Annotated in this window: 26 protein-coding genes and 1 tRNA gene; 17 read left to right on the top strand and 10 right to left on the bottom strand. The window is 55.5% G+C overall.

From position 1 onward, the window contains the following. The first annotated feature begins 13 nt into the window (after positions 1-13). On the top strand, positions 14-979 hold the full coding sequence (locus HGO37_RS23905; protein ID WP_250985551.1) for a glycoside hydrolase family 26 protein: 966 nt from the start codon (positions 14-16) through the stop codon (positions 977-979). Between the two features lie 83 nt (positions 980-1,062). Here the strand turns inward: HGO37_RS23905 and HGO37_RS23900 are convergent, their stop codons facing one another. Together HGO37_RS23900 and HGO37_RS23895 are read right to left on the bottom strand one after the other, a co-directional pair. Next, positions 1,063-2,373, bottom strand: coding sequence for an MFS transporter (locus HGO37_RS23900; protein ID WP_250985627.1), 1,311 nt, complete (start codon positions 2,371-2,373; stop codon positions 1,063-1,065). Between the two features lie 240 nt (positions 2,374-2,613). Further along, a tRNA-Leu gene (locus tag HGO37_RS23895) sits at positions 2,614-2,698 on the bottom strand. Between the two features lie 264 nt (positions 2,699-2,962). On the opposite strand from HGO37_RS23895, the gene HGO37_RS23890 reads away from it, so the two are divergent. Next, on the top strand, positions 2,963-3,478 hold the full coding sequence (locus tag HGO37_RS23890; protein ID WP_250985550.1) for a disulfide bond formation protein B: 516 nt from the start codon (positions 2,963-2,965) through the stop codon (positions 3,476-3,478). Positions 3,479-3,494: 16 nt separating this feature from the next. Here the strand turns inward: HGO37_RS23890 and HGO37_RS23885 are convergent, their stop codons facing one another. Both HGO37_RS23885 and HGO37_RS23880 read right to left on the bottom strand, forming a co-directional pair. Next, complete coding sequence (locus HGO37_RS23885; RefSeq protein WP_192491511.1) at positions 3,495-4,052, bottom strand: HNH endonuclease; 558 nt, start codon at positions 4,050-4,052, stop codon at positions 3,495-3,497. Between the two features lie 100 nt (positions 4,053-4,152). Continuing rightward, the gene (locus HGO37_RS23880; RefSeq protein WP_250985549.1) at positions 4,153-4,797 is read right to left on the bottom strand and encodes a DNA-3-methyladenine glycosylase family protein; all 645 of its coding nucleotides are present in this window, start codon (positions 4,795-4,797) and stop codon (positions 4,153-4,155) included. A gap of 81 nt (positions 4,798-4,878) precedes the next feature. Between HGO37_RS23880 and gluQRS the strand changes: the two genes are divergently transcribed. Next, complete coding sequence (gene gluQRS, locus HGO37_RS23875; RefSeq protein WP_250985548.1) at positions 4,879-5,775, top strand: tRNA glutamyl-Q(34) synthetase GluQRS; 897 nt, start codon at positions 4,879-4,881, stop codon at positions 5,773-5,775. Here gluQRS and HGO37_RS23870 read toward each other — a convergent pair. Further along, complete coding sequence (locus HGO37_RS23870) at positions 5,746-6,654, bottom strand: YihY/virulence factor BrkB family protein (RefSeq protein ID WP_250985547.1); 909 nt, start codon at positions 6,652-6,654, stop codon at positions 5,746-5,748. The two genes, gluQRS and HGO37_RS23870, sit on opposite strands and share 30 nt — an antisense overlap. 81 nt (positions 6,655-6,735) lie before the next feature. Here HGO37_RS23870 and HGO37_RS23865 point away from each other — a divergent pair, with 81 nt between their 5' ends. From HGO37_RS23865 to HGO37_RS23835, 7 genes are all read left to right on the top strand, one after another. Then, a complete protein-coding gene (locus HGO37_RS23865; protein WP_250985546.1) occupies positions 6,736-7,569 on the top strand; it encodes an SDR family oxidoreductase in 834 nt (277 codons plus the stop codon). 108 nt (positions 7,570-7,677) lie between these two features. After that, on the top strand, positions 7,678-7,875 hold the full coding sequence (locus HGO37_RS23860; protein WP_192491515.1) for a twin transmembrane helix small protein: 198 nt from the start codon (positions 7,678-7,680) through the stop codon (positions 7,873-7,875). A gap of 12 nt (positions 7,876-7,887) precedes the next feature. After that, a complete protein-coding gene (locus HGO37_RS23855) occupies positions 7,888-8,466 on the top strand; it encodes a cob(I)yrinic acid a,c-diamide adenosyltransferase (RefSeq protein ID WP_250985545.1) in 579 nt (192 codons plus the stop codon). Between the two features lie 27 nt (positions 8,467-8,493). Next, complete coding sequence (locus tag HGO37_RS23850; RefSeq protein ID WP_250985544.1) at positions 8,494-9,279, top strand: rhomboid family intramembrane serine protease; 786 nt, start codon at positions 8,494-8,496, stop codon at positions 9,277-9,279. Between the two features lie 169 nt (positions 9,280-9,448). Further along, positions 9,449-10,195 carry an electron transfer flavoprotein subunit beta/FixA family protein gene (locus HGO37_RS23845; RefSeq protein WP_250985543.1) on the top strand — a complete coding sequence of 249 codons (747 nt, stop codon included), beginning with the start codon at positions 9,449-9,451 and terminating at the stop codon, positions 10,193-10,195. Between the two features lie 24 nt (positions 10,196-10,219). Then, on the top strand, positions 10,220-11,149 hold the full coding sequence (locus HGO37_RS23840) for an electron transfer flavoprotein subunit alpha/FixB family protein (RefSeq protein WP_250985542.1): 930 nt from the start codon (positions 10,220-10,222) through the stop codon (positions 11,147-11,149). 120 nt (positions 11,150-11,269) lie between these two features. Beyond that, entirely contained in the window at positions 11,270-12,151 is an 882-nt protein-coding gene (locus tag HGO37_RS23835) for a 3-hydroxybutyryl-CoA dehydrogenase (RefSeq protein WP_192491520.1), read from the top strand. 56 nt (positions 12,152-12,207) lie between these two features. On the opposite strand, the gene tlpA is transcribed toward HGO37_RS23835, so the two are convergent. After that, positions 12,208-12,876 carry a thiol:disulfide interchange protein TlpA gene (gene tlpA, locus HGO37_RS23830; protein WP_250985541.1) on the bottom strand — a complete coding sequence of 223 codons (669 nt, stop codon included), beginning with the start codon at positions 12,874-12,876 and terminating at the stop codon, positions 12,208-12,210. 24 nt (positions 12,877-12,900) lie between these two features. Between tlpA and argH the strand changes: the two genes are divergently transcribed. The 4 genes from argH to HGO37_RS23810 all read left to right on the top strand — a co-directional run bounded on the left by argH (position 12,901) and on the right by HGO37_RS23810 (position 18,805). Next, entirely contained in the window at positions 12,901-14,301 is a 1,401-nt protein-coding gene (gene argH, locus HGO37_RS23825; RefSeq protein ID WP_250985540.1) for an argininosuccinate lyase, read from the top strand. Between the two features lie 95 nt (positions 14,302-14,396). After that, a complete protein-coding gene (locus HGO37_RS23820) occupies positions 14,397-14,600 on the top strand; it encodes a hypothetical protein (RefSeq protein WP_250985539.1) in 204 nt (67 codons plus the stop codon). 13 nt (positions 14,601-14,613) lie between these two features. Continuing rightward, complete coding sequence (gene lysA / locus HGO37_RS23815) at positions 14,614-15,882, top strand: diaminopimelate decarboxylase (protein WP_250985538.1); 1,269 nt, start codon at positions 14,614-14,616, stop codon at positions 15,880-15,882. Between the two features lie 271 nt (positions 15,883-16,153). Then, complete coding sequence (locus HGO37_RS23810) at positions 16,154-18,805, top strand: TIGR02302 family protein (RefSeq protein ID WP_250985537.1); 2,652 nt, start codon at positions 16,154-16,156, stop codon at positions 18,803-18,805. A 52-nt stretch (positions 18,806-18,857) separates the two neighbouring features. On the opposite strand, the gene HGO37_RS23805 is transcribed toward HGO37_RS23810, so the two are convergent. The 4 genes from HGO37_RS23805 to HGO37_RS23790 all read right to left on the bottom strand — a co-directional run bounded on the left by HGO37_RS23805 (position 18,858) and on the right by HGO37_RS23790 (position 21,335). After that, positions 18,858-19,430: a DUF1349 domain-containing protein gene (locus HGO37_RS23805; protein ID WP_250985536.1), complete on the bottom strand. Its 573-nt coding sequence runs from the start codon at positions 19,428-19,430 to the stop codon at positions 18,858-18,860. Positions 19,431-19,536: 106 nt separating this feature from the next. After that, positions 19,537-19,908, bottom strand: a complete 372-nt coding sequence (locus tag HGO37_RS23800) for a response regulator (protein ID WP_192491527.1) — start codon at positions 19,906-19,908, stop codon at positions 19,537-19,539. Between the two features lie 146 nt (positions 19,909-20,054). After that, positions 20,055-20,603, bottom strand: a complete 549-nt coding sequence (hpt, locus tag HGO37_RS23795; protein ID WP_192491528.1) for a hypoxanthine phosphoribosyltransferase — start codon at positions 20,601-20,603, stop codon at positions 20,055-20,057. A 72-nt stretch (positions 20,604-20,675) separates the two neighbouring features. After that, the gene (locus tag HGO37_RS23790) at positions 20,676-21,335 is read right to left on the bottom strand and encodes a hypothetical protein (protein ID WP_250985626.1); all 660 of its coding nucleotides are present in this window, start codon (positions 21,333-21,335) and stop codon (positions 20,676-20,678) included. A gap of 201 nt (positions 21,336-21,536) precedes the next feature. Here HGO37_RS23790 and ftsE point away from each other — a divergent pair, with 201 nt between their 5' ends. The 3 genes from ftsE (at position 21,537) to HGO37_RS23775 (ending at position 23,979) form a co-directional block, all read left to right on the top strand. Beyond that, positions 21,537-22,196, top strand: a complete 660-nt coding sequence (gene ftsE, locus HGO37_RS23785; RefSeq protein ID WP_192491529.1) for a cell division ATP-binding protein FtsE — start codon at positions 21,537-21,539, stop codon at positions 22,194-22,196. Next, the gene (locus tag HGO37_RS23780) at positions 22,189-23,199 is read left to right on the top strand and encodes a cell division protein FtsX (protein WP_250985535.1); all 1,011 of its coding nucleotides are present in this window, start codon (positions 22,189-22,191) and stop codon (positions 23,197-23,199) included. Before ftsE ends, HGO37_RS23780 begins: the two co-directional genes overlap by 8 nt. Positions 23,200-23,262: 63 nt before the next feature. Next, on the top strand, positions 23,263-23,979 hold the full coding sequence (locus HGO37_RS23775) for a YdcF family protein (RefSeq protein ID WP_502941459.1): 717 nt from the start codon (positions 23,263-23,265) through the stop codon (positions 23,977-23,979). Positions 23,980-24,010: the final 31 nt, after the last annotated feature.

Raw genomic sequence — 24,010 nt, 5'->3', positions numbered from 1 at the left:
AGAGGAGAAAGCCATGAAGAAGCTGAACAAAAAAATCCTGTCCGCAGCGGCTATAGCAATCCTGTTTTCCGCCGCGGCCTACCCGGTGGTCCAGTCACAGGCACAAAATGCTGCAGGCATGACCGCCGCCACATTGCGTTCCATCACAGACAAACGCCCGACACTGCATGCCGATGGCATAAAGTTCGGTGCCTATGATCCACATGGCGACTTTGGTCAGCAACAGGGTGTAGCAACCGAACACCTCTTCCTGCCCTGGGAAGACGTGGATCTGGATAGTCTGAAAACGGCCGATGCCTATGCGCTGGAACGCAAACGCAATGTGCTGATTACCGTTGAACCCTGGTCGTGGGACGTCAGTTGGCGCCTGACCTCCGATGAGTTGCGGCGGAAAATCCTGCAAGGCGGGTATGACGAAAACATGCACGCCATTGCCCGCATGGTCTCGCAAATGAAAAGCCCTGTCATCATTCGCTGGGGCCAGGAAATGGAAGATAAATCCGGCCGCTTCTCGTGGTCCGGCTGGGCACCCAATGACTACATCACCGCCTACCGTCACATGATGGATATCGTGCGCAAGGAAGCACCCAATGCCAAACTGATGTGGTCTCCAAAGGGTGAAGACGGCCTGCAGGCCTATTATCCCGGCGACAACTATGTCGACTTTGTAGGGCTGTCAGTGTTCGGTCTCGAAGCCTTCGACAAAATCGAACATGGCGGCCCATCGACCTTCGGACAATCCCTCAAGAAGGGATACAGTCTGGTGGAAAAATACAACAAACCGATATGGGTCGCCGAACTGGGTTATGAAGGCAATGATGCCTACATCAAACCCTGGATGAACGACGTAACGTTGAAAACTAGCGAGTTCCCCAAGCTGGAAGAAGTCGTCTATTTCAACGACAAGGACGTTCATCCATGGCCGCATAACCTTGGAAAACCTGACTGGCGCGTGGTGCGCAACGACCAGACCAACTGAAGCGTTGCCATGTCAAACCACACATAAAAAAGCCCCGCACGACAGGCGCGCGGGGCTTTGTTGTTCAAGCGATACGGCTGCGATCAATCCTCTTGGATATGGCTCGTATGCTTGGTGTCGCGCATGCGGATGTAAACGATCAGCGATAGGCCAATCATGATCGTGACGTACCAGAAAAACCACTCTTCATGGCCGATCTGCTTGAACTTCAAGGCCACGAACTCTGCCGTACCGCCAAACACCGTATTGGCCAGCGCGTAAGGAAGCGCAACGCCGAGTGCACGGATGTGCGCCGGGAACAGTTCCGCCTTAACGACGGCATTGATCGAGGTGTAACCGGTGACGATCAACAGACCCGCAAGAACCAGAGCGAATGCTGCAAAGGCATTTGTCGTTACAGCCAAAGTCGAGAAAATCGGATAGGTGCACAACAGACCGAGCACACCGAACCCGACCATCAGCGGCTTGCGACCGATCTTGTCGGAAAGCGCACCCGCGACAGGCTGGAACAGCATGAACACAAACAAAGCAGCTGTGGTAATCTCCGTCGCACTTTCCTTGCTGAAGCCCGACGTATTGACGAGGAACTTCTGCAGGTAGGTCGTGTAGGCATAAAAGGCCAATGTACCACCGGATGTCAGTGCCATAACCATCAACGCTTCACGCGGATAATGGCGGAACAGGGCCCAGCCACTGGACTTCGGCTTTTCAGCCGTATCAGCCTTGGCATTTTCAAACGACTGCGTCTCAACCAGACCACGACGGATGTAAAACACCGCAATGGCAAGGAAGCCGCCAATCAGGAATGGGATACGCCAGCCCCACGAGCTGAGCTGTTCCGGCGTCAGCACACGCTGAAGAACCAAAAGAACCGCCAGCGCCAGCAGCTGACCGGAAATCAGCGTGACATATTGGAAGCTTGAGAAAAAGCCGCGACGGTTCTTGCCCGCCATCTCGCTGAGGTAGGTGGCACTTGCGCCATATTCACCACCAACACTGATGCCCTGCAACAGACGTGCAAATACCAGAATGGCTGGCGCCGCAATGCCAATGGTCTCGTGGCCCGGCGTAATAGCAATCAACAATGAACCGAGACACATCAGCGTCACCGACAGTGTAAGGCCAGCCTTGCGGCCCTTACGGTCTGCGTAGGTTCCCATGAACCAGGCACCGATCGGGCGCATTAGGAAGCCGACCGCAAAAACGGCCGCTGCGCTTAACAATTCGGCGGTCTGGTTGCCGGAAGGAAAAAAGATCGGCGCAAAATACAGCGTAAAAGCCGAATAAACATACCAGTCATACCACTCGACGAGATTACCTGCGGAACCGCCAATAATGGATTTCAAACGGGTTTTCTGGTCCAGAACTGGAGCACCAGCCGGACTTGATGACATCTTATTCACAGTAACTCCAATTCGTAATTATCTGGAGATGAGGCGCGCGGAAGGTATGAGATGCGATATTTTGCCGCGCCATAAGACGCCTATACACCCGGATTGTTGCGATGCGCAAGTTTATGCTGCACCGCAGCAACATCACATTAGACCAAAGAACTAGGCGCGAAAAACATGTATCGTGCCGAACAGGAATTCGTTCCTGCGGCAATCTTTATCAAATTATCGATGTGAAGATTTTGGTGCCCCTTGCCGGAATCGAACCAGCACTCCTCTCGGAACCTGATTTTGAGTCAGGCGCGTCTACCAATTCCGCCAAAGGGGCAACAGGAGCGAAGTCCTGTGGTATGGCGCCGGACTATACGAATGAACCGGTTCCGGTCAACCGGTTTTTACAAAAATCAGCAATTCACGAAACTTTGCTCGATCACCGTGTCGGGCGGAACATTCACCACATTTACATTCCCGCATGTACTGGATTACAGGTTACAGCATGATGCCGGGCAGGACGGCACCCATATACCCCTCCTTTCCTGTCTTATGCGTGGGCAATTTTCATCACGCAGATACCGAAGCAAGAGTGAAATCCATGGCACAGCCACAATCCGCGCAATCCGGTCTTACCATTTCTTCCGTTCTGGTCACCGCAGGCATGATCTTCACCGTCGGCTCGGCGCTTGGCTTTCAGCACATTGGCGGCTACACGCCCTGCGCGCTTTGCCTCTTGCAGCGTGATCCCTATTATTACGCCATTCCGCTCGGCATTCTCGCCATCCTCGCAAGCCTTCTGAAGCTGCCCTCATGGACCGTCAAAACACTTCTCGTGCTGATTGGTATTGCGATGCTGATCGGCGCTGGCATGGGCGTTTATCATTCCGGCGTTGAATGGGGTTTCTGGGAAGGTCCGACGACCTGCGCCACCGGCGCACCATCGATCACAACCAATGCCGGCAGCCTGTTGAGCGACCTCAACGCCATCAAGGCACCTTCGTGCAACACCGCAGCATTGCGCGTGCTTGGTCTGTCGTTTGCGGGCTGGAACGTGATTGCAAGCGTAGCGTTGGCTGCAATCGCCTTCTACGGCGCAACCCGCAAAAAGATCTGACCGGGAACCGGCTTCGTCAAGGCTGAAGCTCGGTATCCCAGTAAAGATAGTCCATCCAGCTTTCATGCAGGTAATTGGGCGGGAACAACCGCCCATTATTATGCAGGTCCTGCACGGTTGGCTGGTAGGGTCTCTGGTGCGGAAGCATGCCAGCCTGTTTCGGCAATTTACTGCCTTTGCGCAGGTTACATGGTGAACACGCCGCAACGACGTTCAGCCATGTGGTTTCACCACCATGCGCACGCGGAATAACATGATCGAATGTCAGGTCGTCATGAGAGCCGCAATACTGGCATTGGAACTTGTCGCGCAAGAAGACATTAAAGCGGGTAAAGGCAGGGTTTCTGGCCGGTTGCACATAGGTTTTGAGGCTTATGACACTCGGTAATCGTATCGAGAAACTCGGCGATGAAACCGAGTGATCATACTCTGCTATGATATTCACACGATCTAGAAAAACCGCCTTGATCGCGTCCTGCCATGACCAGAGCGACAAGGGATAATAACTCAGTGGCCTATAGTCAGCGTTCAGAACGAGCGCTGGCAAAGCCTGTGGGGAGACTGCAATCGTCAAGGGCTTCTCCTGATCGATTCGGCATCTGCATTGTGTATATTAGGTCTGTTGTTACAGTATTGTGAAGCCTATAAATGAAGCGCTCAAAGAAAGGCATATTTCAGGCGATTGGCAGCGCCTCACGCCGGGTTATCGCAGCGTAATAAGACCAGAAAAGCCGGGCCGCCACCGAGCGCCATGGCGACCATTTTTCTGATAAAACAGCCAGTTGACGAGCCGTCGGGCGCGCCTCCATGTCAAGCGCATGGGCAACCGCAGCCTGCAAAGCGACATCCCCGGCCGGAAAAATATCCGCGTGGCCACCACAGAACATCAGATAGACCTGCGCTGTCCATGGCCCTACCCCTTTGACGGCGGTCAATTCGGCCATCGCAGTCGCGGCATCAATCTGGCTCAAAGAATCGAGATCCAGACCACCTTCGGCAACCGCCGTGGCAATACGCTGCAAAGTCTGCGCTTTGGCGCGAGAAAGTCCGAAACCGGCGGCAATATCCGGGTGAACAGCCAGATATCGGTCCGCCGTCATCACCTCCGTCCCCGCGACAATCCGACCCCAGATCGCATCCGCACTGGCACGCGACACCATCTGAGACACGACAATACTGGCAAGACCGGCAAAGCCGGGTTCGCTGAGACGTAACGGCACCGGTCCACACCGGCTGGCGATAAGACTTAAGGATGGATCGAGCGCAAACAGGGCCGTAAGCCCGTTGGTAATATCATCATACCCACGAATAACCGTCATCGAATTTCCCAGTCAAACCACAGCCTATTTGAGGGCCTAGGGTCAACACGCCCATCGACGCTTGGCAAACAGAAAAAAATAATGCCTGTAGAGATCATGTCTGATCTGCCACGTCAAAATTGCGTTACCCGTTTTGCTCCAAGCCCCAATGGGCCATTGCATCTGGGTCATGCCCTTTCTGCCTTCATGAATGCCGATATGGCCAGAGAAAACCAGGGTCGCTTTCTGCTGCGCATAGAGGATATCGATCAAACCCGCTGCACTCCGCAGTTTGAACAGGACATTTACGACGATCTTTCCTGGCTTGGTCTGACGTGGGAACAACCTGTCCGGCGCCAGTCGCAGCATTTCGACGACTACCGACTTGCACTGGAAAAACTTGTTGCCATGGATCTTGCCTATCCGGCATTTCTGACGCGCGGCGAAGTGAAGGCAATCGTCAAGGCATCAGAGGCAGGTGGCACGCCATGGCCACGCGATCCGGACGGCGGGGCGCTTTACCCTGATAGCGATAAACAGCGATCATCGGCCGAGCGACAAAGTCGCCTCGAAGCAAACGCCCTCTTTGCATGGCGGTTGAACATGAAAAATGCCATTGCCCAGCTTGATGAACCATTATTCTGGGACGAGTTCGGTAGCGGCCAGCATCAAACAATCAAGGCCGATCCGGCCCAGTGGGGCGATGTTGTGCTATCGCGTTCGGATGCGCCATCCAGTTATCACCTCTCCGTTGTGGTCGATGACGCGTTGCAGGGCATCACCGACGTGGTCCGCGGAATGGATCTCTATCATGCCACCGCCATTCATCGGCTCTTGCAGCAACTGCTGAGCCTTCCAGCACCACGCTACCATCACCACAGGCTTATTCTGGGTAACGACGGACGCAAACTTTCCAAAAGCCAGGGCAGCACCGGACTGGCAACGTTGCGCGCAGCCGGCAAAACACCCTCAGATATCCACCGCCTGGTCGGGCTCTGAACTTTCCTTGATGGTTTTCCCATTGATGGTGCGCTTGATGATGCGGCGGACCTGATACTTCATCAGCGCGGCATTGACCTCCGCACCCAGCATAAAGATCACCCCAATCATGTAGAGAAACACCAGCACGATCATCACCGACGCCAGACCGGCATAGGTGGCGGTGTAATTTGCAAAGGTGGCGAGATAGGAAGCAAAAAGCAGCGCGCCAGCCACCCAGAACAGCAATGTCAGCACGATGCCCGGCAGCACATCCAGCAAACGCCGCCTGCCCGCTGGAAGCCATAGATGTGCAATCACCAGGCCGGTAAATAGAACGATGATAGTTCCGTAAACACCAAGGCTGGAGATAGTACTGAGAAAATCGGTCATCCACGGAAAGCGCACTTCCGCAAAAGCCAGAGCCACCGGCACCGCCACCAGCACCGTGCTGATTGCAGCAAAGATGATGACCGCCATCAGCACATAAAAAAGGCTCCACAGACGGGTCACATACCACCAGCGCGTTTCGGACACGCGGTAGGCGCGGTTGAGCGATATGCGCAGCGCCTCTACCCCGTTAGACGCAAAGTAGGCGGCAGCCAGCACCGAAACTGTCAGCAGTCCCCCGCGCGGAATGGTCAGGACCTGCTGCACCTGGGCCGCAATGGGTGCGGCAATCGCCTCCGGCCAGGTATCAAAAATCAGATGAACGGCCGTTTCCGAAAAACTGTCCGCGCCAAGGAAACCGGCCAATGCCGTCCCGAAAATCAGGAACGGAAAAAGCGCCAGCAAAATAGACAATGCCACGTGACTTGCCATTGCCCAGCCGTCATCCTCCGCAAAATGGAAGTAGGCGTCAAAGGCAACCTTGTAGGCCAGTCGCAGAGTGGCGAACATGTCACCTCCTGATTCATGCATGCTGATTGTAACTTAGTGGCGAATATGGGAAATCAGCATCGCTTTGTACAGGGAAGAGGCATGACAGACAAACCGGTTATCATCATTACAGGCTGCTCCTCCGGCATTGGCGCCCATTGCGCGACAGCGCTGCAAGACGATGGTTGGCGGGTTTTTGCCACTGTCCGAAGAACTGAGGATATGGCGGCGCTGGAAAACCAGGGCATTGAAACCCTCCTGATGGACTATACCGAACCCACATCGATCGCGGCGCTGGTCGACACGGTTGCCGCCCGCACTAACGGACGCATCGATGCGCTGTTCAACAACGGTGCCTATGGCCAGCCCGGCGCAGTGGAAGACCTCTCGGTTGATACGCTACGCCGCCAGTTTGAAACCAATGTTTTTGGCTGGCATGACCTGACCTGCCGCGTCATTCCCTTCATGCGCAGGCAGGGCAAGGGCCGCATCGTGCATTGCTCATCCATTCTCGGCCTTGTGCCATATCGCTATCGTGGCGCCTACACCGCTTCAAAATTCGCACTCGAGGGACTGGGTGTAACCTTACGCATGGAACTGGAAGGCAGCGACATCCATGTCAGCATGATCGAACCGGGACCAATCGCATCAAAATTTACCGCTACCGCCCTTTCGCATATCGAGGCCAATATCGACCTGAAGAACTCGGCGCATGCGGCGCAGTACGAAAGACAACTGGCGCGCCTGGACGGAACAGGTCCGGTTAACAAGCATAAGCTTGGTCCTGAAGCAGTCTATAAAGTGCTCAAGCATGCCTTGACCGCAACAAGACCGAGGCCGCATTATCTTGTTACCGTTCCAGCCAAACAGGGTGCGTTTTTGAAGAGGATATTACCCGCCGACATGTTCTATCGGCTGCTGCGCAAGTTCGACTAGCCAGAAACGGAAATTCAAAGCAGAGTTTCGCAATGTGCATTGCGAAAACTTGAAATGATGATGCGTATCAAACGCACGGCACCTCAGGGAAACAACAAGGATAAAATCATGTCGGGGTTCACAACAGTTCTTGCCCTCATCGTCATGGGACTTGTCGTTCTCGTGCTGATCCGTGGCCTGTTCAACATGCTCAAGGGAACGGATGGCAACAAATCCAACAAGCTGATGCAACTGCGTCTGGTTCTTCAGGCATTGGCCATTGCGCTGATCATGCTGACATTGTGGATTACCGGCGGCGGGCGTTAAGACAGGAAAAACATGGTCAAGCTGAACAAAATTTACACCCGCACCGGCGACAAGGGCACCACAGCTTTGGTGTCTGGACCACGCCGCCGCAAGGACGACCTGCGTGTTGCGACCTACGGCACGGTGGACGAAACCAATTCGGCCATCGGCATGGCACGCCTGCACACCAAGGCATTTCCCGAACTGGATGCCATGCTGATGCGTATTCAGAACGATCTTTTCGATCTGGGGGCCGACCTTGCCGCGCCGGATACGGGAGAGCCGCTGGGTTATGAACCGCTGCGGATCATCGCAGCCCAAGTGACCCGGGTGGAAACCGAAATCGATGCGTTGAATGCAAACCTTTCGCCGCTCACCTCATTCGTGTTGCCCGGCGGTTCACCTGCATCGGCCTATCTGCATCTGGCGCGCACCATTTCCCGCCGCGCAGAACGGCAAATCGTGGAGCTGTCTTTTACCGATGGCGAAACGGTAAGCCCGGCGGCACTGCAATACATCAATCGTCTCTCCGATTTTCTGTTCGTGGCAGCGCGTTTCACCAATGACGGAGGCGCTGCCGATATTCTTTGGGTACCGGGCAAAAACCGCTGAAAATGATCATGCATCAGAGGAAAATCGATGTTCATACCGTTGCATGATTCGAACTCCCTCAAGCACATCAAAACCCAATACGTCACGATTTCGCTGATCGTCATCAATACAATTGTTTGGCTTGTGACCGGTGCGTTGGTTTCAGACGAAACTTTCGGTCGCGCGGCCATGGGGCTTGGCTTCATTCCGGCAGTGGTGTTCGACTATGCACATCTGGAACCGGCGCTGCAGATAATCCCTGATGATGCCACCTTGATCACCTACGCATTCCTGCATGCAGACTTCTGGCACCTTGCTGGCAACATGGTGTTTTTATGGGTGTTTGGCGACAATGTTGAAGATGCGCTCGGCCATGTCAGGTTTCTGCTGTTCTATCTGCTTTGCGCTGCGGCAGGCGCCCTGTTCCATGGTCTGGTCACGCCCATGTCGGAAGGTCCGCTGATCGGCGCATCTGCAGCCGTGTCAGGGATTGTTGCCGCTTATTTTCTACTGCACCCGAAAGTCCGTGTTTGGGTGCTGGTGTTGTTTCGTATCCCGCTTCCGCTACCGGCGTTTATTCCACTCGCACTGTGGATCGGCCAACAGTTTCTGATGCTGGCAGCTGGCATGGACGACAATGTCTCCTGGGCTGGGCATGTCGGTGGCATTCTGGCCGGCAGCATCCTGGTTTTGTTCCTGCGACGCAAAGGCGTACCGCTGTTTGATCGGACAATTGTCACGCCAAAAGCAGTCAAACACACGACCGATGATGTAAAAACAATACCGGTGTCGCAAAATCAGCGCTCCAATGGCGGCATCCGATGGGGTCGCTGAAAGAAACCGCTTTATTTTATCTTCACGTAAACGTCAGATATCAATCCAACGCATGGCATCATGAGCAATGGTCCGTTGAATTTATGGAAAAAATGCGTATCCATGTGCCCACTCGAAAATATGGTGGTCGTATGCTCTGTCCACATGATTGAAGTTGAAGGAAAGCTCCATGAAGATCCTTGTGCCCGTTAAACGAGTTGTCGACTACAACGTGAAAATTCGCGTGAAAGCAGATGGCACGGGCGTTGAACTTGCCAACGTCAAAATGTCGATGAACCCGTTTGACGAAATCTCCGTCGAAGAGGCTCTTCGTCTGAAGGAAGCTGGCAAGGCCGAAGAAGTGGTCGTTGTGTCGATCGGTCCGGCCAAGGCCGAGGAAACGCTGCGCACGGCGCTGGCCATGGGTGCCGACCGGGCCATCCTGATCGAAACCGATGAAACGGTTGAGCCGCTGGCAGTTGCCAAGCTGTTGAAGGGCGTAGTCGATGCGGAAACGCCGGATCTGGTTATCCTCGGCAAGCAGGCCATCGATGACGACAGCAACCAGACCGGCCAGATGCTGGCGGCATTGCTCGGCTGGGGTCAGGGCACCTTCGCATCGAAGGTCGAAATTGCTGACGGTTCCGTTGCAGTCACTCGAGAAGTCGACGGCGGCCTGCAGACCGTTTCGCTGAAATTGCCTGCCATCGTGACCACCGATCTTCGCCTCAACGAGCCACGTTACGCGTCGCTGCCGAACATCATGAAGGCCAAGAAGAAGCCGCTGGACAAAAAGACCCCGGCCGATCTGGGTGTTGATATTGCGCCGCGCCTCAAGGTTTTGAAGACCGAAGAACCGGCTGGCCGCAAGGCGGGCGTCAAGGTTGGTTCAGTCGCAGAACTGGTATCGAAACTCAAGGCCGACGGCGTATTGTAAGAGACGGAAAAGGGAGATTTTATTATGGCCATTCTTCTTCTGGCAGAACACGACAACGCAACCCTTTCCGACCAGACCGCCAAGACGCTGACGGCAGCCACCAAGATTGGCGGCGACGTGCATGTGCTGGTAGCTGGCTCCGGTGCCAAGGCTGCCGCCGATGAAGCAGCAAAGCTTGCCGGCGTTGCCAAGGTGCTTCTTGCTGACGATGCGTCCTACGCAAACCAGTTGGCAGAACCGCTTGCTGCGCTGATCGTTTCACTGAGCGGTTCTTACGACGTCATCATCGCACCTGCGACCGCATCGGCCAAGAACGTTACGCCACGCGTTGCAGCTCTGCTCGACGTCGCACAGGTATCCGAAATCACCGAAGTGGTTTCCGCTGACACCTTCAAGCGCCCAATCTATGCCGGTAACGCCATCCAGACCGTACAGGCAACTGACGCCAAAAAGGTCATCACCGTTCGCACAGCCTCGTTCACTGCGGCACCAGCCGGTGGTTCCGCTGCTGTTGAAGCGATCGCTGCTGCGACCAACCCAGGCGTTTCGTCCTTCGTGTCGGACGCACTGGCATCGTCTGATCGTCCTGAACTGACATCTGCCAAGATCATCATCTCCGGTGGCCGTGCACTCGGCTCGTCTGAGAAGTTCAAGGAAGTCATTCTGCCGGTTGCCGACAAGCTGGGTGCGGCCGTTGGCGCATCGCGTGCGGCTGTTGACGCCGGTTATGCACCAAACGACTGGCAGGTTGGCCAGACCGGCAAGGTGGTTGCTCCGCAACTTTACATTGCTGCTGGTATTTCCGGTGCCATCCAGCACCTGGCTGGCATGAAGGACTCGAAGGTCATCGTGGCCATCAACAAGGACGAAGAAGCACCAATCTTCCAGGTTGCTGACTACGGCCTGGTGGCAGACCTGTTCGACGCTCTGCCTGAACTCGAAAAAGCACTGTAAGAAAACAGGCACTATGCCTTGATTGCCGGGCAGGAAACTGCCCGGCAATATTTATTAATCCATGCACCCATATATAATGCCCGCATAACTGCACCCGCTTTGCCCGGAGGAAACAGCACCATGACCGTTACATTGAAAAATATCGGCATTATCGGAGCGGGCCAGATGGGTTGTGGCATCGCCCATGTTTCGGCATTGGCCGGATACAAGGTGCATATTTACGACCTGAGCCAAAGCGGCATTGAAGCTGGCCTTGCCACCATCAACGGAAACCTGGCCCGTCAGGTCAGTCACGGCAAGCTGGAAGACGAAAGCCGCAAGAACGCGCTGTCCAAGATCAGCGGTTCGACCGATATCAATGATCTCGCATCGATGGATCTGGTGATCGAGGCGGCAACTGAAAACGAAGACATCAAGCGCAAGATTTACGCGCAGGTTTGCCCGGTTCTGAAACCTGAGGCACTGTTGGCGACCAACACCTCGTCGCTGTCGATTACCCGCCTTGCATCCGCCACCGACCGCCCGGAACAGTTCATGGGCATCCACTTCATGAACCCGGTTCCGGTGATGAAGCTGGTGGAACTGGTGCGTGGGATCGCAACCGGCGAAAAAACATTCGACACCGCCAAGGGATATGTTCGCTCGCTCGACAAGGCCATCACTGTCGCCGAAGATTTCCCGGCCTTCATCGTCAACCGCATTCTGCTCCCGATGATCAATGAAGCGATCTACACGCTTTACGAAGGTGTTGGCACGGTTGAAGCCATCGATACCGCCATGAAACTCGGCGCCAACCACCCGATGGGTCCGTTGCAGCTGGCAGACTTCATCGGTCTCGATACCTGCCTCTCCATCATGCAGGTGCTGCATGATGGTCTCGCAGACAGCAAATATCGCCCCTGCCCGCTGCTGGTCAAATATGTCGAGGCTGGATGGCTGGGTCGTAAATCAGGCCGTGGCTTTTATGACTACCGTGGCGAAACACCGGTTCCGACCCGCTAACGGTTCGCCATTACGCGGGGGAGAAAAGGTAAATTCACCCCCGCCATATCACTGGATCACGGCCCCTTGGCCGCCGTGATCAGGGCCTTGGCATCAGGGCTGTCCCATGCAGCCGGCCCATTCATCGATGCAAGCAGACATCCCTTGCCATCAAATAGCAGGGTGGCAGGCAGGCCAAAGGCCAGACCTTCCTTTTTCAGCACATTAAAAACGCCCATCGAACTGTCGCGGTAGTAACCGAGCGCACCGATCTTGTATTCATCAAGGAAGGTTTTGGGCTTTTCATCGCCGCCAGTATCGATATTGACGGCAACCACTTCAAAGTCTTGCCCACCGATCTCCTGCTCGAGAGCGTTAAGGGCCGGCATTTCTTCACGACATGGCACACACCACGTGGCCCAGAGGTTCAAAAGCACCGTCTTTCCGGCAAAATCCGCCATCGTCAGGCTCTGACCTTCCGGCCCCTTGAAGGTAAGGTTGAGCGGACGCGGCTCCGACGCCGGCGCCATCGCAGCCACCTGCCCCTTGGAAAAGGGCGTCAACGCCGCAATACGGTCGCCTGCACCCTCACATAAACCGGCGACATTGGCCTGAGCCTCTTGAACCGAGCTGCCAGACCCAATATGCCTCATGTAAACCGCACCTGCACCGGCGATGATACCGGCAAGGGCAGCAATTCCAACAAGCTTGGCAGAGGGAAGGCGAAATGGTCTTTTTTCTGTCACTACATACTCCGGGACTGGCAAACCATGGCTGACGGCAACGACACGAAATCCTCTAACCAGATGTGGGGCGGGCGATTCGCATCCGGTCCGGCCGCAATCATGGAAGAGATAAATGCCTCCATCGGCTTCGACAAGAAACTTTATGCCCAGGACATCCGCGGCTCTATGGCGCATGCTGCCATGCTGGCTGAAAAAGGCATTATTTCGCACGAAGATAAAGACAAGATCACTGAAGGCCTGAACACAATCCTGTTAGAGATCAAAAACGGCACGTTCGAATTCTCGCGCAAGCTTGAAGATATTCATATGAATATCGAAGCCCGCCTCGCCAACCTGATTGGCCCTGCTGCAGGACGCCTGCACACCGCCCGTTCGCGCAACGATCAGGTCGCACTCGATTTTCGCCTGTGGGTGAAGGAAGAGCTTCAGAAAACCGAAGCCATGCTGACGGATCTGATTGCCGCATTCCTCGACCGCGCCGAACAACATGCAGACACCGTCATGCCGGGCTTCACGCATCTGCAAACCGCCCAGCCAGTTACCTTCGGTCACCACTGCATGGCCTATGTCGAAATGTTCGGCCGTGACCGCGCCCGTGTTCGCCACGCCATCGAACATCTCGACGAAAGCCCGATCGGTGCTGCCGCACTTGCCGGAACCGGTTATCCGATCGACCGTCACATGACGGCAAAGGCACTCGGCTTCCGCGAACCGACCCGCAACTCCATCGACACGGTTTCAGACCGCGATTTCGCGCTGGAATTCCTGTCGATCGCCTCGATCTGCGCCACGCATCTGTCGCGTCTGGCGGAAGAAATCGTCATCTGGTCGACACCACAATTCGGCTTCATCCGACTGTCGGATGCGTTTTCGACCGGGTCTTCGATCATGCCGCAGAAAAAGAACCCGGATGCTGCTGAACTGGTGCGCGCCAAGACCGGTCGTATTAACGGTTCCCTAGTTGCCCTGCTGACCGTGATGAAGGGCCTGCCGCTGGCCTATTCAAAGGACATGCAGGAAGACAAGGAACAGGTCTTCGATGCCGCAGAAAGCCTCGAACTGGCCATTGCCGCGATGACCGGCATGATCCGCGACCTCGAAGTCCGCACCGACAAAATGCGCGCAGCTGCCGGTTCTGGTTACTCCACGGCAACCGATCTGGCCGACTGGCTCGTACGTGAGGCCGGCCTTCCGTTCCGTGATGCGCACCATGCCACCGGCCATGCCGTGGCACTGGCCGAAAAGAAGGGCTGCGACCTCGCCGACCTGTCGCTTGAGGAATTGCAAGCCATCAACCCGGCTATCACCAACGGCATTTTCGATGTTCTTTCGGTCGAAGCCTCGGTTGCTAGCCGCACCAGCTTTGGCGGTACGGCACCGTCTGAAGTCCGCAAACAGATCGCCTGGTGGCGCGCGCGCAACTGATCAATTTAGCGTTACACCAGCATCACAAGAAACAGGGTGCACAAGCGCCCTGTTTTTCTGTATCAGAAGAGCAACTTTTTCCTTTGGACAGACCCATGCTTTCAAAAACGGTTCGTAGCTTCCTTCTTCCCCTTGGCATGACGCTGGTCGTCAGCCTCGTCGTTACCGGTTGCGGCCGTAAAGGCGCGATTGATCCGCCAAGCACGCCGGTAGAGCTGCGCAACAAACGCCCGGCAGATGGCCAGGAAGTCAAACAGGTTACGCCTGAGCGTCCTTTCGTTCTCGACCCGCTGCTTTAACGGAACTTAGACCGTGAACCATTTTCAGTATATTGACGGCGTCCTGCACGCCGAAAACGTGGCCGTGCCAGAAATCGCCAAGGCCGTCGGCACCCCGTTCTATGTCTATTCCACAGCCACACTGGAACGCCATTACAAGGTGTTTTCGGCAGCCTTTGCCGATGTCGATTCCATGGTGTGCTACGCCATGAAGGCAAATTCCAACCAGGCTGTGCTCAAGACATTGGCCCGTCTGGGTGCCGGCATCGACGTCGTGTCCGGCGGTGAGCTACGCCGCGCGCTTGCAGCCGGTGTTCCCGCCAGTCGCATCATGTTCTCGGGCGTTGGCAAGACTGTTGTCGAAATGGATCTGGCGCTGGAAGCAGGCATTTACTGCTTTAACGTTGAGTCCGAGCCGGAACTGGAAGTGCTGAACCTGCGCGCCATCAAGGCTGGCAAGAAGGCACATGTTTCCTTCCGCATCAATCCGGATGTCGACGCGCGTACCCATGCCAAGATCTCGACGGGCAAAAAAGAAAACAAGTTCGGCATTTCCTACCAGCGTGCCCGCGCCGTTTACGCCCATGCGGCAACGCTTGAAGGTATTCAGGTTACCGGCATCGACATGCATATCGGCAGCCAGATTACCGAATTGCAGCCGTTCGAGGACGCATTCCGCCTGCTGCGCGAACTGGTTGAAGAGCTGCGGACCGAAGGTCATGTGATTGATCACGTCGATATCGGGGGCGGTCTCGGAATTCCCTACAAGGACGACAACAACCCGCCGCCACTGCCAGATGCCTATGCCGAGATCGTCAAGGCACAGCTTCGCAGCCTGAATTGCAAGATCGTTACCGAACCTGGCCGCCTTATCGTTGGCAATGCCGGTATTCTGGTAACCGAAGTGCTGTTCGTGAAGGACGGCGGTGAAAAGACCTTCGTGATCGTAGACGGCGCCATGAACGACCTCATTCGCCCGACCCTTTATGAGGCCTATCACGAAATCCGTCCGGTCAGAATTTCTGCCGCCAATGCACCGCGCATCAAGGCCGATATCGTTGGCCCAGTCTGCGAAACCGGTGACTATCTGGCGCTTGATCGTGAAATGGCGATGCCGAAGCCCGGTGATCTGATTGCGGTCGGTTCGGCTGGCGCCTATGGCGCGGTTCAGGCGGGCACGTATAATTCACGCCTGCTCGTTCCCGAAGTGCTGGTCAAGGGCGATGAATTCCACGTCATCCGTCCGCGTGGCACCTATGAAGAGCTGATCGGACTTGATTCCGTGCCAAAGTGGCTGGATTGAGATCGGCATTCCCGATCACTTTTGAGAGAAATCATCGGAAAAATGAGGGTGAGCAGCCGCTTGCCCTCGTCTTCGCCATAAACAGTGTTATCTTGTAGAGATTGCACCAGCACGTCAGGCGTCCGTTTGGACAGCTGATCGGGTTGTGTAAATTTCGATGTGCGTGTCGTGCTTTGCGAAAAGCGATTAGGGTTTTCGCACCGATACGCTAAAATATTTTGCGATTCCGGTTCTTGCGGGATCAGGTGGCCAGAACCGGGAGAACGGATTGATGACCACATCCAGACAAGGCAGAAAAGGCGCCTTCGAAGGACAACCTGCGCTGGCCCGGAAGGTCGCAGCGAAGCGGTTTGTGGCCAGATTGGTGCTGCTGGCTGAGCGCGCCGCCCCCCTTTCCATTTTACCGCTGTCGATTATCGCCATTTTCCTCTCGCTGGCTTGGTTCGGTGTTTACCGTCAATTGCCGGACTGGCTTCGTCTCGGCGTCGTTTTCATTCTGGTCTTCGGCCTGCTGTCGTCGCTGTTGCCGTTCCTGCGTCTGCGCTGGCCATCAGCCGATGAAGCTGGGCGCCTGCTTGAAGAACGTAATGATCTGCCGCACCAGCCTGTCGGCGTGCAGGAAGACGAGCCAGCATTCGACACGCCGTTTGCCCGCGCGCTGTGGAAAGAACATCAGCTGCGCATGGCGCAACGTATTGCCACCCTCGATGCTGGCCTGCCGAAACCCGATATTGCCCGCCATGACCGTTTTGCGCTTCGCGCTATTCCCGCACTTGTTCTGGCAGCAGCGTTCGGCTTTTCCTATTCCAATGGTGCCGGCACCGTTGTTGAGGCATTCCGCAACAGTCCGGCAGCCGGACCAATCAATCCTGATTTGCGGATCGACGCATGGGTCACACCACCCTCATACACCGGGCGTGCACCGATTTTCCTGACCGGACGTAACGAGGCTGCGACTGAGGCCGTGGCGGTGCCACAGGCATCGAAACTGACAGTTCGTGTCACCGGCGGTGAAGGTGGAGAGCAGGTCAGCTTTGAGCCGGAAGTGGCAGGCCGTTTGCAACCCCTGCAGCCAGAAACAACCTCAAGCGGACAGACACCACCGCAAGCAGCGGCAAACAACGCCCCTGCTCCCGAAGCAGACAACAAACAGCTTCCGCCACGAACCTACTCGCTAGAAATCGCCGAAAGCGGCACCCTTGTTGCCAATGGCGAACAATGGGTCTTTGACGTTATCCCGGATAAGCCACCGGTCATCTCCTTCGACAAGATGCCGCGTCGTGCCGTGAACGGCGCGCTTGAAATCGGCTTTATCGCTTCGGATGATTACGGCCTGCGTGAAGCGCACGCGATCATCGAACCCGCGGAAACAAACGAAGACGCAACACCTCTTTATCCCCTGCCGGAATACAAGCTGGACCTGCCACGTCAAAACAGCCGCGAAATCAAAGGTCTGACCAGTCGCAACCTGACGGAACATCCGTTGGCGGGCAAAAAGGTGCGCATCACTCTGGTCGCCAGCGATGGCGCCGGACAGGAAGGTCGTAGCCCTTCACATGAAATGGTTCTACCCGGTCGCGGCTTCAGTGAACCACTGGCAGCAGCGGTTGCCGAACACCGCCAGATTTTCGCACTTGATACCCGACAGATGCCGAAAGCCATTGCCTTTAACGAGGCGGTGACAATGCGTCCGGAAGAAACCATCCCCAACAAGACGCATTATCTGCTGCTGCGCTCTGCTCATACCCGCATGAAACTTGCCTACGACGAGGCTAGCCTGAAGGACACTGCCGATTACCTCTGGGAAATCGCCCTCGGCATTGAGGACGGTGATCTGTCGCTAGCCGAGCGCCGGTTGCGCGATGCACAGAAGCAGCTTTCCGACGCGCTTGAACGCAACGCACCGGACGAAGAAATCGCCAAGCTTATGGAAGAACTGCGCAACGCCATGCAGGATTTCATGAGCGAGATGGCGCAGCGAATGCAGAATGCGCCGCAATCCAACATGAATCAGCAGGCGCAAAACTTCCTGCGTCAGCGTGACCTGCAAAACATGCTGGACCAGATTGAAAATCTGGCCCGCTCGGGCAATCGAGATGCCGCGCAGCAGATGCTGTCACAGCTGCAACGCATGATGAACAATCTGCAGCTGGCACGCCCGCAGCAGGGTCGTCAGAACCAGCAGAACAGCCAGCTGCGACAGCAGATCGACAAGCTCGGCGAAATCATGCAGCAACAGCAGCAACTGATGGACCAGACCTTCCAGTTCGATCAGGCACTGCGTGACCGCATGCAACGCGGCGATCCACAGCAGGAAAGCGAAAACGGCGAACAGCAACAGGGTCAGCAAGGCCAGCAGGGTGACCAGCAGCAGCCAGGTCAGGGTCAGAATCCCACCGACCAAATGACGGCGGAGCAGCTTCGTGAAGCCTTGAAGCAACTGCGCGCGCAGCAGGACGCACTTGGCAAGCAACTGGGTGAATTGCAGCAGGGTATGAAAGATCTTGGCATGCAGCCCGGCGAAGGCTTCGGCAAAGCCCAGCAGGAAATGCAGGGTGCCGGTGAAGCCTTGGGCCAGGGACAGGGCGACCGCGCCGTTGAAGGTCAGGGCAATGCGCTGAATGCTTTGCGCCAAGGTGCACAGGACATGATGAGCCAGATGATGCAAGCCATGCGCCAACAGGGTCAGGGCCAAGGTCAGGAAGACGGCATGATGGGTCAGGGCGGTCAGAACGGCCGTGATCCGCTCGGTCGTCCACGGGCCACCAACGGTCCGGACTTTGGCGATCAGGTGCGTGTGCCCGATGAAATCGATGTGCAGCGAGCCCGCGAAATTCTCGAAGCAATCCGCGAGAAACTGGGACAGAACCCGCCGGGCGAAGCGGAACGCCGCTACCTCGAGCGTCTTCTGGATATCCGCTAGGACCTTATTCCAAAAGCGGTTGGACCGCTTTTGGAGAGCCCAGATACTGTCGTCAGGTCAGATCGTGCAGTTCTTTGCCAAGTGGCGCGGTGAGTTGAAAATCTGAGAAACGGACCTTTAACCCTGCCCGTTCAGGCGTGCAGGCCATCGGGCCCACCAGATAATGGTCAGCGACATCAAAAGGCGCGAGCCGCACGAGCGGCCAGAACTGGCCATCGGCAGACACCTGCACGCGGATAACACCCTTTTCAACCGTGACCCGCATCCAGAAATCATCAGCATTGCCTTCGTATGGCGCGGTTGACCAGTCGGAGCGACCGTTGGTCAATACACTCGCCAGCATCCCGCGACCGTCGGAAAGCTCGATCCCGGCCTTGATCCAGCGGCGCTCATCAATCCGCACCATGATGCCAGCCTGATCGTAAAGCGCCTGATAAGCGCCGCGAATACGAAACTGGCATGTAAAAGTCGGTGGTGTCTGGACGCCGAAAAAATGCCCGCTGTCACGCGTGAAGCCGTAATAGGTCTCACGCCAATAATCAGAACCCTCGTCCGTCACCAGATCAAGAATACCATCCTTTAGCGACCAATCCTTCGGCTCATTCAGCCAGACACCGTTTTTCAAGTCACGCTCCTGTCAGCAATGTTGGGAAGGTTTTAAACTGCACCGGTTTTAAATGAGGATATAGAAAAGGAAAACTGAAATGCCTACGACACAAACGCAAGGCAGCTTAAGCCGCCGTGCGGGCCGCCAAGGCACGTGCAACAGCCATGCGAATATCGGGCAAGGCAAATGGCTTGGAAACCACGTCTACGACCTTCTCCATCAGGTCGTCAGCCCGCTCCCGCTGTTCGGCATAACCGGTCATTAGCAGAATGCGCATGTCAGGAAATTGCGAGGCCGCACGGTGGGCAAGCTCGATGCCGTCCATAACCGGCATACGAATATCTGACAAAAGCAGATCAAAGTTATGTTCCTGCAGCTTCTCCAGCCCCTCGGCGCCATCAGCCGCCTCATGGGTCTCGTGGCCATCAAGGCGCAAGGCACGCGCCACAAATGAACGCAGCGAATCCTCGTCTTCGGTAATCAAAATTTTTGCCATAATAACCATTGCTCCTGGCAGTCATCTCCAGCCGTGAGCAAAATCGCCGCTGCACCTTTTCAATCGGTAAAGATTGCGCCCTTTGTTACAAGATAAGACGCGATGCAGCGGACATGGTTAACAAGCGGTCATCAAAACGGAGGCGCTTACGCCTCCGCATCACCCTTCACGACGCCAACAAACGGCAGTTCGCGGAAGGCATAGGCCACGTCCATGCCGTAACCAACGACGAAATAATCGGGGCATTCGAAACCGACATAATCCGCCTCGAGGTTTTCCTTGCGCTTGACCTTCTTGTCGAGAAGAACGGCGATGGTCACGTTGCGGGCGCCACGCTCATAAAGCAGTTCCTTGGCGAACAGCAACGTGCGGCCAGATTCGAGAATGTCATCGATCAGCAGAACGTCGCGGTCCTTCACATCGCTGTCTATGTCTTTCACGATCCGTACACCTTGCGAAACCGTGCCAGCACCGTAGCTCGACAGGGTAATGAACTCGACTTCAGGCGCAAGACCACTGTCATGCAGCGAGCGAATGAGATCGGCAGCGAAAATGAACGAGCCTTTGAGAACCGCGATGACCAGCAGGTCTTTTGTTGGACCCGAAGCGATGCGCTGCGCCATATCCCGGTTACGCTCGGCGATTTGTTCCGCCGTATAAAGCGGCTCGATGATCTTTCCACGAACGACGGGCAATGCAATCTCCTTGACTGACTGTCGGGCAGACCTTGACCTACCCGTTCAACGAAAGGAAATCCGCTACCACAATCACGAACCGGAAACACCCGTTTCCATGAAGGAAAGCTTCACACGTGGCGTTTTTCCACCGGGATGGCGCAATTTTGTCGTGAATCCGTGGCTTTGACGCCCCAGAATTTCGCTAACCGGTGCTTCGATGACAACACTGGCAACCAATTGGCCATTTTCGGACAGAAGATCAGCACGGATATCTGGAACCGCCACCACATCGCCGCCATGGTTCTCGACAATACCGTTGATGGACAGCACTTCCATGCCATCTGCATCCTGCGGTGTGATGGTGACATGGGAAAGCCCAAGCGGATTCACCTGTTCCTGCGCAGCAGACGGGGTGCCCGAAACGAGTGTGAAACCACCGGAGACGCCGAAGACCACGATGACAGAAAGCGCCACCAATGCCGAATAAGCATCGACAGACAATTTGCCAAGGCGTCTTTCCACGCGCTGCATTACGCCGGAGACCGGACGAGACGGCATCACACGCTGTTGATAACGGCGTTGCCGATTGTCATTGCCATAGCCGCGTGCCGGTGTTTCCTTTACCGTCACAAATTCGGCATCGACCACATCGTTTGCTGGCGTGCCGGAACGGGGCGCTTTTCGCGCGGGATGTTCAGGCAGGAGAAGATCGAAATCGAATGTGTCATGACGACGCGACGAACGGAACATACCCATGGAATTTCCTCTATGGTTTTCCGCCCTTTGAAAACTGGGCATTGAAACAAATACTCACCAAACGTAAATTTAAATGGTTAATGCTTCGCAAACATCGGGTCATCGCAGACACCGCACCACGGGCATGAAACCATGCAGCGACCTGAAACGTTCCATGCAAAATTGCCGTTGTGAAAGAGAAAGACTGGAAGTCCGTTGATCCATTTCGAAAATGTCGGGTTACGCTATGGTATGGGCCCCGAAATCCTCAGGGACATGACCTTCGATATTCCCAAAGGATCATTCCAGTTTCTGACCGGCCCTTCCGGTGCTGGTAAAACTACTCTTCTACGGCTTTTGTTTATGTCACTGCAGCCAACCCGCGGCATGATCCGCATGTTTGATCGTGACATTTCCCGCATTCCCCGCGCAGAACTTCCACTTTTGCGCCGGCGTGTTGGTATCGTGTTTCAGGATTTTCGCCTGCTTGAACATTTGACGACCTATGAAAATGTCGCGCTGCCGCTGCGAGTGCGCGGCAAGGACGAAAGCTCCTATCGTTCCGATGTGATTGAGCTTCTCAAATGGGTGGGACTGGGCGAACGCATCAACGTGTTGCCACCCATTCTATCCGGCGGTGAAAAACAACGTGCAGCAATTGCCCGTGCCCTGATGGATCAGCCGGAAATTCTGCTGGCCGATGAACCGACCGGCAACGTCGACCCTCCCATGGCCAAACGGCTTCTCAACCTTTTTCTCGAATTGAACCGGCTGGGAACCGCCGTTGTTATCGCAACGCATGATTTTGCATTGATGGATCAGATCGACGCACGCCGCATGATCCTTACCGAAGGGCGGCTCGACATCTATGAATGAGATCAACCGCCAACAGCTTTCACCGCAACAGAACCGCAAGCAGCGGCCTGCCATGCGCATCCGTCCGATGGGCCCGATCCTGCCCCCGTCTAATATTCAGGGCAATGCACTGATCGTCGTTATCGCCATCATGGCATTTCTTGCCTGTCTGACGCTGGGTGCTGTCAGCATGATCCGCGCAACGGCATCATCTTGGCAAAGCCAGATTTCCCGTGAGATTACCATCCAGATAAAGCCGGAGGACGGTCTGGACATGGCCGCCGCGCTGAGCAAGGCGCGCAACCTTGCTCTCACCTTCGTCGGCACCCGCGAAGGCACCATTCTCGATGACGCGGCCACAGCCCGCCTGCTCGAACCATGGCTCGGTTCGGGCCTTGATCTCAACGAACTGCCTGTGCCACGCCTCATCGTCGTTACCATCGACGAAAACAATCCACCTGACTTTCAGGCCATGCGTGACTTGCTGAAAACCGAAGTGCCGCAAGCCTTTCTCGATGACCACCGCACATGGGTAGACCGTCTGGTGTCTATGGCGCGAACAACCGTGATGATCGGCATCAGCGTGCTGGGTCTGGTTTTCATTGCTATGGTGCTGACCGTGGTCTTTGCAACACGCGGCGCACTTGCCGGCAACAGACACATCGTGGAAGTTTTGCATTTCGTCGGTGCGGAAAGCAAATTCGTTGCGCATGAATTCCAGAAACACTTTCTCAAGATCAGCTTCAAAGGTTCAGCCGCTGGCGGATTGCTCGCCTCAGCTGTCTTCCTGCTGGCGGGCTTTTGGCAATCACGCTCCATAGCCACTCCGCAAAGCGATCAGGCTACAGCACTGTTCGGCACGTTTTCGGTTGGCTGGACCGGTTACCTCGGCATCTTCGGCACGATGATCTTCATCGCGCTGCTCACCACCCTGACGGCAAGGATGACCGTCATTCGCACGATTGACGATATTGACCAGATGCGTTCTGACGCTTCCCGCACTGATGGAATTCCTCCGGGCTGAAATTGATTGGCTTGGAAATGCCTGTTCCTTGCCTCAATCTGCCATTATTGATTAGACATGCTGATGAGTCGGTCGCAACGCAACGATGAGACAAATATCTCACGGGAAAGCAGATCTGGAAAGGATTTGCTTTCGCGGCGTGGACCATTGCGCCGCACGGCGCGTTATCTGATCCTCATTATCCTCATCATTACAGCCGTTGTTTTTGCCGGTTTCCTGCGCTTTGCCGATGCGGTTGCGACCATGCGACCGCCAGAAGATATCAAGGCAGATGCGATTATCGTATTGACCGGTGGCTACCAGCGGATCGATCAGGCCGTCGAACTTTTGCGCTCCGGTGCTGGTACGCGGCTGTTGATTTCCGGCGCCAATCCTTCGACCAGCCGCGCCCAGATCCGCAAGATGACACAAAGCTCGAGCGATCTGTTTTCCTGCTGCGTTGATGTTGGTTATGACGCTATCGACACCATTGGTAACGCCAATGAAGCGGCGCGCTGGATTACCGATCACGACTATTCGAGCGTTCTGGTGGTGACGAACAATTACCACATGCACCGCAGCCTCTATGAACTGCGCCGCGCAAGCCCAAAGACCGAATTTGTCGCCTACCCGGTAGTCAGTTCGGACCTTACCCGAAAGAACTGGTTCGCCGACCCGGATGTGTTGCGCACCCTGCTCTATGAATATGCAAAATATGTTGGTGCAGCCGCCCGTGATATGGTTGGGATGGGCAAAAGCAATGGCCTTCGCGGCACGACTGGTACTACAGAATTAAAGTAAAGTGGTGCACACTCAAGGTTACCAATGACAT

The organism is Rhizobium sp. CG4 (assembly GCF_023701965.1).
Lineage (GTDB): Bacteria > Pseudomonadota > Alphaproteobacteria > Rhizobiales > Rhizobiaceae > Agrobacterium.
The sequence above is the reverse complement of the archived record's forward strand: the minus strand, read 5'-3'. Positions and strand labels throughout refer to the sequence as shown.